Raw genomic sequence first — 14,281 nt, forward strand, 5'->3', positions numbered from 1 at the left:
CTGAGTGGCCGGTCAGGCTACGATCGCTGTTCGGGGAGGGATGCCGGAAGGTGCCTAAAATGCTGTGGGTGTCATCCGTTATTCGCCTGTGCGGATACACAGCTCGGCCGTAGCGCGGATCATTGCCAGTTGCCGCAGCGGGTCGTTCAGCGGCTCATGCACTGCTTCGGCCAGCCAGTGAGGGCACTGCGGGTCGGTACGTTGCGGGGTGAAGTCCGCCAGTTGTTGCAGTAGGTGTTTTTGCAATTGATCCAGCTGCGGGCGAATCTGCTTCACCAGGTCCGGGCGCGGATCGTCGGGTGCCTTGCCCTGGAACTGCCAGTCGGACAGGTGGGTGTACTGCACCAGCTTGTTTGCCTCGATCTGTGCCGAGAAAAATTGCTCGGCGGCGGCGGGGGCCAGTTTGTAGCTCGGCGCCTGGGCGACAACGCTGGCGATCACCTCTTGTTCGCGCTTCTTATCTTCTACGGGTTTTTTGCTGTCCCATTTGCTCAGGGCTACCTGATCGGCGATGGCCAGGCGTTCGGCGATGCTATTGAGCAGCGGTTCAAGAGAGGGTGGTGCGGCGGATGCGCAGGCGCTGACGAAGAGTAGGGTGAATGCAATTCTATATTTCAACGCAGATCTCCTTGTGGGAGGGGGTTGTAGATCGGTATATGCGTGATCTTCGGGCAAAAAAAGACCTCCCGAAGGAGGCCTTTTTAATCACGCTGCGTCAAGCAGCGCTACCGGATCAGCAGCTGTAGTACAGCTCGTATTCCAGTGGGTGTACGAAGGTGCGTACTTTGATTTCTTCTTCGCTTTTCAGCTCGATGTAGGCATCGATGAAGTCGTCGCTGAATACGCCGCCTTTGGTCAGGAACGCACGGCCCTTGTCCAGCTCTTCCAGGGCTTCTTTCAGGCTGCCGCACACCTGTGGGATCTCTTTGGCCTCTTCAGGCGGCAGGTCGTACAAGTTTTTGTCGGCGGCGTCGCCAGGGTGGATCTTGTTCTGGATACCGTCCAGGCCGGCCATGACCAGTGCAGCGAAGGCCAGGTATGGGTTGGCTGCCGGGTCCGGGAAGCGAGCTTCGATACGGCGAGCGCGTGGGCTGGACACGTAAGGAATACGGATCGAGGCGGAACGGTTGCGAGCCGAGTAGGCCAGCATTACCGGAGCTTCGAAGCCTGGGACCAGACGCTTGTAGGAGTTGGTCGACGGGTTGGTGAAGCCGTTCAGGGCCTTACCGTGCTTGATGATGCCGCCGATGAAGTACAGGGCGGTATCGGACAGGCCGGCATAACCTTCGCCAGCGAAGGTGTTCTTGCCATCTTTGGCGATGGACAGGTGAACGTGCATACCCGAACCGTTATCGCCGTACAGCGGCTTAGGCATGAAGGTAGCGGTACGGCCGTAGGCATCAGCCACGTTGTGTACGCAGTACTTCAGGGTCTGGACTTCGTCAGCCTTGGCAACCAGGGTGTTGAATTTCACACCGATTTCGTTCTGGCCGGCAGTCGCCACTTCATGGTGGTGAACTTCGATGACCAGGCCCATTTCTTCCATGGCGTTGCACATGGAGGTACGGATTTCGTGGTCGTGGTCGAACGGCGGAACTGGGAAGTAGCCGCCTTTGATGCCTGGACGGTGGCCTTTGTTGCCGCCTTCCACGTCCTGGTCGGACATCCACGAACCTTGTTCGGAGAAGATCTTGAACATGGAGCCGGAGATGTCGGACTTGAACTTGACCGAATCGAAGATGAAGAATTCTGGTTCCGGGCCTACGAATACGGTGTCACCGATACCGGTCGACTTCAGGTATTCCTCGGCACGCTTGGCGATCGCACGTGGGTCGCGGTCGTAGCCTTGCATGGTCGAAGGCTCGATCACGTCGCAGACGATGATCAGGGTTGGGTCTTCGGTGAACGGGTCGAGGACGGCAGTGCTGTCGTCCGGCATCAGGATCATGTCGGAGGCTTCGATGCCTTTCCAGCCAGCGATGGAGGAACCGTCGAACATTTTGCCTTCTTCGAAGAAAGCATCATCCAGCGCGTCGCGAGCCGGCATGGTCACGTGGTGCTGAGTGCCTTTGGTGTCCGTGAAGCGCAGATCAATCCATTTAACGTCATGATCTTTGATGAGTTGAACCGACTTCGACATAGTGTCCTCCGGGTGGCTTCGGGCTGGGGTAGTGGAGTTAGCCCTTAGAATGTGGGTGATGCCGGCGCGGATAGTCCGCCATGGCAACCTGCCTCACAAGAGAGCAAATTGCATGCCAGTGCGCCAACATGGGTTTTTTGCTCCAAAAACGCCCTATAAAAGGAACATTGCGACAAAAGCCCAAAATCAGTGCACTGCAATGTGGCGAAATGAGTTGTAAATGCACCTCTTTAGTGCGCGTCAAGTGTTGTGCATATTAACTGGTTAAACCTTGAGCGATTTCCGCTATAATCCGCGCCCCCCTTTTTCGGCAGGCCCTGCGCGCGCTGTTTCCATGAAATTAATCGTTAAAGTCTTCCCCGAGATCACCATCAAGAGCCGACCGGTACGGATGCGTTTCATCCGTCAGTTGGCCAAGAACATCCGTGCCGTGCTCCGCGATCTGGACCCGGCTGTGGTGGTGAATGGTGTGTGGGACAACCTCGAGCTGGAAACCCGCCTGACCGACGCCAAAGCCTTGAAGGACATGACCGAGCGCCTGAGCTGCATGCCGGGTATCGCGCATTTCCTGCAGGTGGATGAGTACCCGCTGGGCGACTTCGACGACATCACCGAAAAATGCAAACGGCACTTCGGCGACAGCCTTGAAGGCAAGATTTTTTCGGTGCGCTGCAAGCGTGCCGGCAAGCACCCGTTCAGCTCCATGGACGTCGAGAAATACGTTGGCAGCAAGCTGCGTCGCGAGTGCGGCGCCGCCGGAATTTCCCTCAAGGCGCCGCAAATTGAAGTGCGCATGGAAATTCGCGACCAACGGTTGTTTGTGATTCACAGCCAGCACGACAGCATCGGTGGCTACCCGCTGGGCGCCCTGGAACAGACCCTGGTCCTCATGTCCGGCGGTTTCGATTCCACGGTGGCGGCCTACCAGATCATGCGCCGCGGCCTGATGAGCCACTTCTGCTTCTTTAACCTGGGCGGGCGTGCACACGAATTGGGCGTGATGGAAGTTGCGCACTTTATCTGGAAGAAGTACGGCAGCTCCCAGCGCGTGTTATTTGTGAGCGTACCGTTCGAGGAAGTGCTGGGCGAAATTCTCGGTAAAGTCGATAACAGTCATATGGGCGTAGTATTGAAGCGTATGATGTTGCGCGCTGCGTCCCAAATCGCCGATCAGTTGCAGATCGACGCGCTGGTGACCGGCGAAGCGATTTCCCAGGTTTCCAGCCAGACGCTGCCGAACCTGTCACTGATCGACTGCGTGACTGAAAAGCTGGTACTGCGCCCGCTGATCGCCAGCCACAAGCAGGACATCATCGACTTGGCAGAAGAAATCGGCACCGCCGACTTTGCCAGGCACATGCCTGAATACTGCGGGGTCATTTCGGTGAACCCCAAGACCCACGCCAAGCGCAACCGCGTGGAGTACGAAGAACAACAGTTTGACATGGCGGTTCTGGAGCGTGCGCTCCAGAACGCCAAGCTGGTCCCGATCGATCGTGTTATCGACGAGTTGGGCCAGGATGTGCAGATCGAAGAAGTTGGCGAAGCCCTGGCCGGACAAATCGTCATCGACATCCGTCACCCGGATGCCGCTGAAGATGAGCCGCTGGAAGTCGCCGGCATCGACGTACAAACGCTGCCGTTCTATGCATTGAACGCGCGTTTCAAGGAACTGGATAACAGCCGTCAGTACCTGCTGTATTGCGACAAAGGCGTGATGAGTCGCCTGCATGCCCACCATTTGCTCAGTGAGGGGCATGCCAATGTGCGCGTTTATCGACCGAGCTAAGAGCCCGGGGCTGTTTGCCTGTGGCCTGCGTCACCGGCCCCCCGACTCTGCCGTCAAGCTGTAACGGCAAGGCCTGACTCTACTGTTAATCGCTGCCACGACCTGTCAGCACACCGAATCCTCTGATCGAGATACACAAGTGATCGAAAATCTACGTAACATCGCCATCATTGCTCACGTTGACCATGGTAAAACCACCCTGGTAGACAAACTCCTGCGTCAATCCGGCACCCTGGAGCGCAACGAGCTCAACGACGAGCGCGTGATGGACTCCAACGACCAGGAAAAAGAGCGCGGTATTACCATCCTGGCAAAAAACACCGCTATCAACTGGAACGGCTACCACATCAACATCGTGGACACCCCGGGCCACGCCGACTTCGGCGGCGAAGTAGAACGCGTAATGTCGATGGTTGACTCCGTTCTGCTGCTGGTTGACGCTCAAGACGGCCCTATGCCGCAAACCCGTTTCGTGACCAAGAAGGCTTTCGAAGCCGGCCTGCGTCCGATCGTGTGCATCAACAAGGTTGACCGTCCAGGCGCACGTCCGGACTGGGTTCTGGACCAGATCTTCGACCTGTTCGACAACCTGGGCGCCACCGAAGAGCAACTTGATTTCCAAGTGATCTACGCATCGGCCCTGAACGGTATTGCCGGTCTGGAACACACCGCCATGGCGGAAGACATGACCCCGCTGTACCAGGCGATCGTTGACCACGTTCCACCACCGAAGGTTGACCGTGACGGTCCGTTCCAGATGCAAATCTCGGCACTGGACTACAACAGCTTCCTGGGTGTTATCGGCGTTGGCCGTATCGCCCGTGGTAGCGTCAAGCCGAACACCCCGGTTGTCGCTATCGGCGCCGACGGCAAGAAGCGTAACGGTCGTATCCTGAAGCTGATGGGTCACCACGGCCTGCACCGTATCGACGTTGAAGAAGCCTTCGCCGGCGACATCGTGTGCGTCAGCGGTATGGACTCGCTGTTCATCTCCGACACCCTGTGCCAGCCGGACACTGTCGAGGCGATGAAGCCTCTGACCGTTGACGAGCCAACCGTTTCCATGACCTTCCAGGTAAACGACTCGCCTTTCTGCGGTAAAGAAGGCAAGTTCGTGACTTCCCGTAACATCAAGGAACGTCTGGACAAAGAGCTGCTGTACAACGTTGCACTGCGCGTTGAAGAAGGCGACTCGGCTGACAAATTCAAGGTTTCCGGCCGTGGTGAGCTGCACCTCTCTGTACTGATCGAAACCATGCGTCGCGAAGGCTTCGAAATGGGCGTTGGTCGTCCTGAAGTGATCATCCGTACTGTTGACGGCGTGAAGCAGGAACCGTTCGAAAACGTCACCATCGACACCCCTGAAGAATCCCAGGGCAAGGTCATGGAAGAGATGGGCCTGCGTAAGGGCGACCTGACCAACATGGTGCCGGATGGCAAAGGCCGTGTGCGTCTGGAATACAACATCCCTGCTCGTGGTCTGATCGGTTTCCGTAACCAGTTCCTGACCCTGACCAACGGCGCTGGCATCCTGACCTCGATCTTCGATCGCTACGACACCATGAAGTCCGGCGACATGTCCGGTCGTCAGAACGGTGTTCTGGTATCGGTAGAAACCGGCAAGGCACTGACCTACTCCCTGGAAACCCTCCAGGCGCGTGGCAAGCTGTTCGTTGAACACGGTCAAGAGATCTACAACGGTCAGATCGTTGGCCTGAACAGCCGTGACAACGACATGGGCGTCAACCCAACCAAAGGCAAGAAGCTCGACAACATGCGTGCTTCGGGTAAAGACGAAACCATCGCTCTGGTTCCACCTGTTCGCTTCACCCTGGAACAGGCCCTGGAATTCATCCAGGACGACGAGCTGTGCGAAGTGACGCCTAAGTCGATCCGCCTGCGTAAGAAGATCCTGGACGAAGGCGAGCGTACCCGCGCTGCCAAGAAATCCAAGAACTGAGTTAACTCAGGCTGAATGAAAAACGCCCCCGGTCGAAAGGCCGGGGGCGTTTTTTTATGTCTGCAGGTTTGGTGGTGGCTTTACCGGCCTCATCGGGGGCAAGCCCCCTCCCATATTTGAAATGCATTCCAATGTGGGAGGGGGCTTGCCCCCGATGGGGCCCTTGAGAGCCCCACAAAACCCGGATCAGAACTTGTCGAGCGTCTTAAACTTGGTCTCGCGCACCACTTCTTTCGGCTTGTACGCGCAATACCCCGGGCGCGGCCCGATTTTCGGGTGGTTGCGGCAGGTATCCGGGCGCTTGTCATAAATAGTGCAGAAGCGCGTCTTACGATCCAGGTACAGGCAATCGTTGTTGCTCATGCGCTGCAGGGTAAAAATCTCGGATTTGTTGTTGTAGCGCTCGACGATGCCTTCCTTCTGCAACCGCTTGGCGATGTTCTTCGGCGGGTCGCCGCGCTCGAACTCATCGACGATGCCAATGCGGATCAGGTCCTTGATCTTCACCTCAACCGGCAGCGTGCAGCAGCTGGACACGCAGCCGCCGCACATGTGGGCGGAGTATTTCTGCCAAGTCTCGAGACGGTCGAGTTCCGCGGCGGCGATCAGTTGAGGCTTCATCAGGGTTCCAAAGGTGGGGCTGTATCCGGGCGCGCGATCATACCGGGATTGGTGGTTTTTTGAACAATATTTTGCGGATTTCAGCTCAAAGGCGTGCACATGGGCCGATCGGGCACGACCCCTGCATCAAATGCCTGTAAAGGTGAATGAGTTAAAAAACTGCCGAACCAGAGCGTCTACCGTCTGTCAGACCGACTAGGCTCTAGCAACTCCTTCAATCTCGCCCGAGGTCGCACCGATGTCTCAGGAACCGCTTGCACGAGAAGCAGAGGTAGCCGCATTCCGCGATGCTGTCTTGACCAAACTCACCTACGCGGTGGGCAAAGACCCGGACCATGCCTTCGACCATGACTGGTTCGAAGCCATTGCCCTGGCCGCCCGCGACCAGATGGTCGACCACTGGATGGACCATACGCGGCGTATCTACCGCAAAGGCCAGAAGCGGGTTTATTACCTCTCCCTGGAATTCCTTATCGGCCGCCTGCTCTACGACAGCCTGAGCAACCTTGGGGTGCTGGAGATCGCTCGCGAAGCGCTGTCTGAGCTCGGCGTGGACCTCGAGCGCATTCGCCTGCTGGAGCCCGATGCGGCGCTCGGCAACGGCGGCTTGGGCCGTCTGGCGGCGTGCTTTATGGAAAGCATGTCGACCTTGGGCATCGCCGGCCACGGCTATGGCATTCGTTATGAACACGGCTTGTTCCGCCAGGCGATTGTCGATGGCTGGCAGCAGGAGCAGACCGAACGCTGGCTGGATTTCGGCAACCCGTGGGAATTCGAACGGGCCGAGGTGATTTACCCGATTGGCTTTGGCGGCAGCGTCGAGACCCTGCCGGATGCCTCCGGCAAGCAGATCCAGGTGTGGACGCCCAACGAAACCGTGCGCGCGGTTGCCTACGACACCCCAGTGGTCGGTTGGCGCGGCGCCAGCGTGAATACCTTGCGCCTGTGGCGTGCCCGTGCGGTGGAAGACCTGCACCTGGAGCGCTTCAACGCCGGTGACCACCTGGGCGCCGTCGCCGAAGTGGCCCGCGCCGAGAGCATCTCTCGAGTGCTTTACCCGGCGGACAGCACCGAAGCGGGGCAGGAGCTGCGCCTGCGCCAGGAATACTTCTTCGTCGCCGCCTCCCTGCAAGACCTGTTGCGTCGCCACAAGAACATGCACGGCTCGGTCCTGAGCCTGGGCGAACACGCGGCGATCCAGCTCAACGACACCCACCCGTCGATCGCCGTGGCCGAGTTGATGCGCCAGTTGGTCGACCTGCACGACATTCCGTGGGAGGCCGCGTGGGATGTCACCGTCGAAACCCTGTCGTACACCAACCACACCCTGTTGCCCGAGGCCCTGGAAACCTGGCCGGTCGGCCTGATGGAACGCATGCTGCCCCGGCACATGCAGATCATCTACCTGATCAACGCCCAGCACATCGATGCGCTGCGAGCCAAGGGTATCCATGACTTCGACGTGCTGCGTGCCGTGTCCCTGATCGAAGAAGACAACGGCCGCCGTGTGCGCATGGGGAACCTGGCGTTCCTTGGCTCCCACAGCGTCAACGGCGTGTCCGGGCTGCACACCCAACTGATGCGCAGCACCGTGTTCTCCGAACTGCACAAGCTCTACCCGGAGCGCATCAACAACAAAACCAACGGCATTACCTTCCGCCGCTGGCTGTACCAGGCCAACCCCAAGCTCACCGATATGCTGGTGGAAGCCTTGGGCCCGGACATTCTCGACAACATGGAAACCCGCTTGGGCGAGTTGGAAACCTTCGCCGAGAAACAGGCCTTCCGCAAAGCCTTCGCCGACCAGCGCCTGCACAGTAAGCGTGCACTGGCCGAGATCATCCACGAGCGCCTGGGCATTTCGGTGAACCCGGCGGCGATGTTCGACGTGCAGGTCAAGCGTATCCACGAATACAAGCGCCAGTTGCTCAACCTGCTGCACACCGTGGCGCTGTACCAGGCGATCCGTGCCGAGCCGGGCACCGACTGGGTGCCACGGGTGAAGATCTTCGCGGGCAAGGCGGCGGCCAGTTATCACCAGGCCAAGTTGATCATCAAGCTGACCAACGACATTGCGCGCACCGTCAACAACGATCCGACCGTACGTGGCTTGCTCAAGGTGGTGTTCCTGCCCAACTACAACGTCAGCCTGGCGGAAAGCATCATCCCGGCGGCGGACTTGTCGGAGCAGATCTCCACCGCCGGCTTTGAAGCGTCGGGCACCAGTAACATGAAGTTCGGCCTCAACGGCGCGCTGACCATCGGCACCATGGACGGCGCCAACGTGGAGATGCACGAGCGTGTGGGGGCCGATCACATGTTTATCTTCGGCCTCAGCGCGCAGCAGGTCGAGGCACGTAAACAGGCCGGTGAATTCAACGCCGGGCCCGACATTGCTGCGTCCCACCGTCTGAACGATGTGCTGCAAGCGATTCGGGGTGGAGTGTTCTCGCCGGATGATCCGGGCCGCTATGTGGGCTTGATCGACGGGTTGATCGACTACGACCGCTTCCTGGTCTGCGCCGACTTCGATTCCTATTGGGACGCCCAGGCGCGGGTTGAAGCGCATTGGCATGATTCCAAGGCGTGGTGGCGTTCGGCGGTGCTCAATACCGCACGGATGGGCTGGTTCTCCTCGGACCGGACGATCCGCGAGTACGCAACCGAGATATGGAAAGCCTTGGACTAAACACTGCGATAGCAAATGTGGGAGGGGGCTTGCTCCCGATAGCAGAGTGTCAGTTTGCAGATATGTCGACTGGTACACCGCTATCGGGAGCAAGTCGAATCGTCGCACCGCCCCTCCCACATTGATTGCGCGTCGATATACTGAGCGCCGGTTTGCTTAGGGAATATCGACCATGCAATGGATTTTCATGCTGATTGGCCTGGTGCTCGGCTGGACGCTCGATGAGTCGTTCTACGATGCGGGCATCGGTGCGCTGTTGGGGTTAGGCATTGGCCAGGCGATTCGCCTCTCGAAGCTGGCGACCCAGGCGCAGCAGCAGGCTGCTCAGTTGGAAACCACGCAGAAGGCGCTGATCGCCCTGGGTGAGCGCTTGCGGCAACTGGAAGTGCCCACGCCGGCGAGCCATGTCAGCGTCGAGACGCCTGTCCCTGAGCCGGTACCTGTCGCCAAGGCGCCCGAACTGGTGTGGGAGCTACCGGCTGAATTGGCACCTGTCGCCATGGTCGCCGAACCGAGCCAACCCTTGCCGGATGACGTCTGGACGCCTGCCCCGACGCCGCGCCCGCCTCAAGAACCAACCGCTCCCCGTGGCCCCAACCTGATCGAACGCGCCCTCCACGGCGCACGCAATTGGCTGTTTGGTGGCAACACCGTGCTGCGTGTCGGCGTCGTGCTGTTGTTCCTCGGCCTGGCCTTTCTGCTGCGCTACGCCACCGAAGGCATGGTGGTGCCGATCGAACTGCGTTATGCCGGCGTTGCTGCGGCGGCCCTTGGTCTGCTGGGCCTGGGCTGGTGGCTGAGACTGCGCAACAGCAACTACGGCTTGATGCTGCAAGGCACCGGGATCGCGGTGCTGTACCTGACGGTGTTTGCCGCGATGCGCCTGCACCCGTTGATCGACCCGAGCGCGGCGCTGGGCCTGCTGGTGGCGGTCACGGTGTTCTCGGCGATCCTGGCGATTACCCAGGATGCGTTGGGGCTGGCCTGTGCGGCAGCGCTCGGTGGCTTCGCGGCGCCGATTCTTACGTCGACCGGCGCCGGCAACCATGTGGCGCTGTTCAGTTATTTTGCCCTGCTCAACGCCGGTATCCTCGCCATCGCCTGGTTCAAGGCCTGGCGCTTGCTCAACCTGATTGGCTTTGTCGGCACCTTCGGCATCGGCTTTGCCTGGGGCATGCGTTCCTACACGCCGGAACTGCTGTGGAGTACCGAGCCGTTCCTGATCCTGTTTTTCCTGATGTACCTGGCCATCGGCCTGTTGTTCGCCCGGCGCAAATTGCGGGAGATGGGCGACGCGCCCGAAGGCCGTGATGCGTTGTTGCGCTGGTCGGCGGCCAAGGGCGATTACGTCGACGGCAGCATGCTGTTCGGCCCGCCGCTGGTGGGGTTTGGCTTGCAGTTCGCGCTGGTGCAGCACCTTGAGTTCGCCGCTGCGTTCAGCGCGCTGGGCCTGGGCATCCTCTACATGGGCCTGGCCCGCGTGCTCAGTGGCGGGCGCGCGTTGCTGCTGGCGGAAACCTGCCTGGCCCTGGGGGTGATCTTTGCCAGCCTGGCGATTCCCCTGGGCCTCGACGCGCGCTGGACCGCAGCCGCCTGGGCCGTGGAGGGCGCCGGGATCTTCTGGCTCGGCTTGCGCCAGCAGCGGCCGTTGGCGCGGGCATTTGGCCTGTTGCTGCAATTGGGCTCGGCGCTGGCGTTTCTCAGTGAACTGCGCATCGGCGAACACACGCTGCTGGAGGGGGCGCCTTTGGGGGCGCTGTTGCTGGGCGCGGCGTTGCTGTTCAGCTTTGACCAACTGCGCAAGGCCGCGATGGAGCAAGCGGTAGACTGGGAGCGCAAGGGCCTGCCGGTTCTGGCCAGCCTCGGCCTGACCTTTGTGTACCTGCTCGCGCCGCTGCTGTTGCTGACTCAAGGCACCGCCATCAGTTGGGCGCTCGCCGGTCTGGCAACACTGTTTATCGGTTTGCGGATTGGCTCGCGCACCTTCCTGTTCACGGCGTTTGCCGTGCAACTGCTGGGCGGTGCGTTGTTCCTGCTGCGCTTGCAGGGCGGCGACTCGGCAGCGGTATTCAACACCGGCTGGAACGGCCTGCTCACCGCGTCGTTGATCGGCCTGGCGTTGATCGGCGGCATGCTGCTGGCGGCGCGCGACGACATGGTGCGCAGCGATGTGCGGCTGTTGCGCGGGCTGTCCGTGGTGCTGCTGGCCGGGTTGGTGCTGATCAACCTCGCCGTGTTGTTTGTACTGCCCTGGGAAAGCGCCAGTGGTGTGTGGGCGGCCAGTGGGTTGTTGATCATCTGGTTGAGCCTGTACCTGCAACAGCGCGTCAGTTTTGTATTTGGGTTACTGCTGCAAGTGATCGGCGGCGCGTCGTTTCTGCTGGCGGTGCCGGAGCTGCTCGGGCCGCTGAGCAGCGAAGGTTTGCGTCCGCTGGGACACAGCGGTTTCTGGACGCCGATGGTACTGGGCCTGGCCGCCTTGATCGGCGCCTGGCGCTTGCAACGTGAGCCCCATGCGCCGGTGTTTGCCGTCCTCAAGCTGCAACGCCTGTCTGACCTGCTGCTGGTGTGGGGCGCGGCGTGGTGGGCATTGGCGCTGATCGCTGAAGTGCTGCGGTTTATTCCCGACGAGCTCCAGGGCTCGTTCCTGCTGGGCATCGCGGCGGTCAGCGTGGCGCTCTGGGCGCTGCTCGCGACGCGGCTGCGCTGGGCATCGCTGGGCGTGTTGTGCACCGTGTTGATGCCGGCGGCGGGCCTGGTGCTGCTGGTGTCCGCGCATCACTATTACCACCCGGCGGCGCAGTACGGCTGGCTGGCCTGGTTGGCGGTATTTGGCGTGCATTTCATCGCGCTGCGGCGTTTGGCGGCGGTGGTGCCGGCCACCGTCCTGAGCGTTGCTCACGTGTTGGGTGGCTGGATGTTGATCGGTGTATTGGCGCTGGAACTGCGCTACGGCCTGTTGTTGCTGTCGAGCGAATACAACGCGTGGCGCTGGCTGGGCTGGGCGATCCTGCCAAGCCTGTACCTGGTGCTGGCTGCCGCGCCGCGCAGTTGGCCGTGGCCGGTGTCGGCGTACCCACGGGAATATCGAGTGTTGGCGGCACTGCCCTTGGCGGTACTGATGCTGGGCTGGTTCTGGCTGGCGAATACCTTCAGTGACGGCACGGCCAAGCCGTTGCCCTATGTGCCGTTGCTCAACCCGCTGGACCTGGGTTTGCTGTTTGCGCTGCTGGGCGTGTACCTGTGGTCGCGCAGCGTGGCGCCGCAGCGAGGGCCGCGAGTTGAATTGATCGCCCAAGGCGTTGCTGGTATTTCGCTGTTCGCGTTCTTTACCGCATTGGTGATGCGCACCGCACACCACTGGGGCGGCGTGCCGTTCCATCTGGATGCGTTGCTGGAATCGATGTTGGTGCAAGCCGGCCTGTCGATTGTCTGGACCCTGATCGCCCTCGGCCTGATGATCGGCGGCCATCTGCGCCATCGCCGCGAAGTGTGGCTGATCGGCGCGGCGCTGATCGCGGTGGTGGTGGCCAAGCTGTTCTTTGTCGAGCTGAGCAACCGTGGCGGCCTGGCGCGGATCGTGTCGTTTATCGGTGTGGGCGGGTTGTTGCTGGTGGTGGGCTACTTTGCGCCGCTGCCGCCCAAGCGTGCCGAACCTGTGTTGGAAACTGAAGGAGCATCCTCTTGATCGGTAAGTTGAGCGTGGTCGTGCTGGGCATGTGTACGACGTTGTCGGTGTGGGCGCAGGAAACGCCGGCCGACTTCAGCAGCCAGGTGCCGCTGAGCGTCAGCGGCAGCGGCCCGTGGTACCGGCTTGAGTTGCCCTTGGCCGTGCAACTGAATGCCCGCCAGGCTGACCTCAGCGATGTGCGCGTGTTTAACGCCGCCGGCGAACCCCAGGCCTACGCGCTGTCGCGTCAAGCGTCGCAACGCACCGAAAGTCGTGATGTCAGCGACGTGAAGTGGTTCCCGCTGTACGCGGCCGACACCCAGACAACCTTGCCCGGTGTGGTGATGAAAACCACGGCCGAAGGCACTCTGGTGGAAATCAACCCGTCCACCGCGCCGAAGCCCGGCAAGCAGGTGCTGCGCGGCTGGGTGCTCGACGCCAGTAAGATCAAGGCGCCGTTGCAGCAACTGAGCCTGGACTGGAGCCGCGAGCAAGAGGGCTTCCAGCGTTTCAGCATTGAAGCCAGTGATGACTTGCAGCACTGGCAATCCTGGGGGGATGGGCAAGTCGCGCGATTGTCGTTTGCCGACGAGCGCGTCGAGCAGCATGACGTCAGTTTGCCGGGCCAATCCGCGCGTTACCTGCGCCTGGTGTGGAAGGGGCAAGCGGCGCCGTTGTTGACCTCGGCCAAGCTGGCCAGTGCAACCAGCAGCAGCCTGCCGATGCCGCTGGTGTGGTCGCCGCCGCTTTCGGGCACGCGCCTCAAGGCCGGTGAGTACAGTTGGAAGTTGCCCACAGGGCTGGGTGTCGAGCGCTTGCGTATCGAGTTGAAGCAGCCCAATACGCTGGCGCCGGTGACCCTGGCGGGGCGACGCGATGGCAGTCAAGCCTGGCAGCCGTTGAGCAATGGTCTGCTGTATCGCCTGACCCAGAATGGCCAGGATGTGGTGCAGGACGAATTGCAGCTGCCCGGCCAGACGGTCGCCGAACTCAAGTTGCAGGTCGACGAGCGCGGCGGCGGCCTGGGGGTCGAAGCGCCGGCCCTGCACTTTGCGGTGCGCGCCACGCAGTTGGTGTTCCTGGCGCGGGGCGAGCCACCGTTCACGTTGGCGCTGGGGAATGCCTCAGTGAAGGCGGCGAACCTGCCGCTGTCGACGCTGATCCCCGATTACAGCGCCGAGCGCCTCAACACGTTGGGGCAGGCCAAGGTGGCCGGGGCTGTCACGGTCACTTCGCCGGTGGTCCCGGTGGCTGTCGACAGTGGGCCGAACTGGAAAAAGTTCGGGCTCTGGGCCGTGTTATTGCTCGGTGTGGCGGCGCTGGGAGGCATGGCCTACAGTTTGCTGCGCAAGCCACCGGCGGCACGTTAAATAAAGTCCATGAACTCTATTGGGTTTAAATCCTCTGATAGG

Annotated in this window: 8 protein-coding genes; 5 read left to right on the top strand and 3 right to left on the bottom strand. The window is 60.8% G+C overall.

The genetic code is table 11. The annotated features are described in order from the left end of the window. Positions 1 to 78: 78 nt before the first annotated feature. On the bottom strand, positions 79 to 618 hold the full coding sequence (locus AB1462_RS03030) for a chorismate mutase (protein WP_259193470.1): 540 nt from the start codon (positions 616 to 618) through the stop codon (positions 79 to 81). Between the two features lie 115 nt (positions 619 to 733). Then, complete coding sequence (gene glnA / locus AB1462_RS03035; protein ID WP_090401023.1) at positions 734 to 2,140, bottom strand: glutamate--ammonia ligase; 1,407 nt, start codon at positions 2,138 to 2,140, stop codon at positions 734 to 736. A 334-nt stretch (positions 2,141 to 2,474) separates the two neighbouring features. Between glnA and thiI the strand changes: the two genes are divergently transcribed. Together thiI and typA are read left to right on the top strand one after the other, a co-directional pair. Continuing rightward, on the top strand, positions 2,475 to 3,929 hold the full coding sequence (thiI, locus tag AB1462_RS03040; protein ID WP_090401022.1) for a tRNA uracil 4-sulfurtransferase ThiI: 1,455 nt from the start codon (positions 2,475 to 2,477) through the stop codon (positions 3,927 to 3,929). A 139-nt stretch (positions 3,930 to 4,068) separates the two neighbouring features. Beyond that, a complete protein-coding gene (gene typA, locus AB1462_RS03045) occupies positions 4,069 to 5,889 on the top strand; it encodes a translational GTPase TypA (RefSeq protein WP_090401021.1) in 1,821 nt (606 codons plus the stop codon). A gap of 186 nt (positions 5,890 to 6,075) precedes the next feature. On the opposite strand, the gene AB1462_RS03050 is transcribed toward typA, so the two are convergent. Then, complete coding sequence (locus AB1462_RS03050; protein WP_024072902.1) at positions 6,076 to 6,510, bottom strand: YkgJ family cysteine cluster protein; 435 nt, start codon at positions 6,508 to 6,510, stop codon at positions 6,076 to 6,078. 238 nt (positions 6,511 to 6,748) lie between these two features. Here AB1462_RS03050 and AB1462_RS03055 point away from each other — a divergent pair, with 238 nt between their 5' ends. The 3 genes from AB1462_RS03055 to AB1462_RS03065 all read left to right on the top strand — a co-directional run bounded on the left by AB1462_RS03055 (position 6,749) and on the right by AB1462_RS03065 (position 14,239). Further along, the gene (locus AB1462_RS03055) at positions 6,749 to 9,199 is read left to right on the top strand and encodes a glycogen/starch/alpha-glucan phosphorylase (RefSeq protein WP_090401020.1); all 2,451 of its coding nucleotides are present in this window, start codon (positions 6,749 to 6,751) and stop codon (positions 9,197 to 9,199) included. A gap of 172 nt (positions 9,200 to 9,371) precedes the next feature. Next, the gene (locus AB1462_RS03060) at positions 9,372 to 12,887 is read left to right on the top strand and encodes a DUF2339 domain-containing protein (RefSeq protein WP_259193468.1); all 3,516 of its coding nucleotides are present in this window, start codon (positions 9,372 to 9,374) and stop codon (positions 12,885 to 12,887) included. Then, positions 12,887 to 14,239: a DUF3999 domain-containing protein gene (locus AB1462_RS03065; RefSeq protein WP_259193500.1), complete on the top strand. Its 1,353-nt coding sequence runs from the start codon at positions 12,887 to 12,889 to the stop codon at positions 14,237 to 14,239. Before AB1462_RS03060 ends, AB1462_RS03065 begins: the two co-directional genes overlap by 1 nt. Positions 14,240 to 14,281 lie beyond the last annotated feature (42 nt).

This window comes from Pseudomonas sp. SB113, assembly GCF_040754745.1.
Lineage (GTDB): Bacteria > Pseudomonadota > Gammaproteobacteria > Pseudomonadales > Pseudomonadaceae > Aquipseudomonas > Aquipseudomonas grimontii.

Coding starts and splice junctions, on each gene's coding strand:
- thiI (WP_090401022.1), top strand. CDS start 2,475: ATGAAATTAATCGTTAAAGTCTTCCCCGAGATCACCATCAAGAGCCGA.
- glnA (WP_090401023.1), bottom strand. CDS start 2,140: ATGTCGAAGTCGGTTCAACTCATCAAAGATCATGACGTTAAATGGATT.
- AB1462_RS03060 (WP_259193468.1), top strand. CDS start 9,372: ATGCAATGGATTTTCATGCTGATTGGCCTGGTGCTCGGCTGGACGCTC.
- AB1462_RS03055 (WP_090401020.1), top strand. CDS start 6,749: ATGTCTCAGGAACCGCTTGCACGAGAAGCAGAGGTAGCCGCATTCCGC.
- AB1462_RS03050 (WP_024072902.1), bottom strand. CDS start 6,510: ATGAAGCCTCAACTGATCGCCGCCGCGGAACTCGACCGTCTCGAGACT.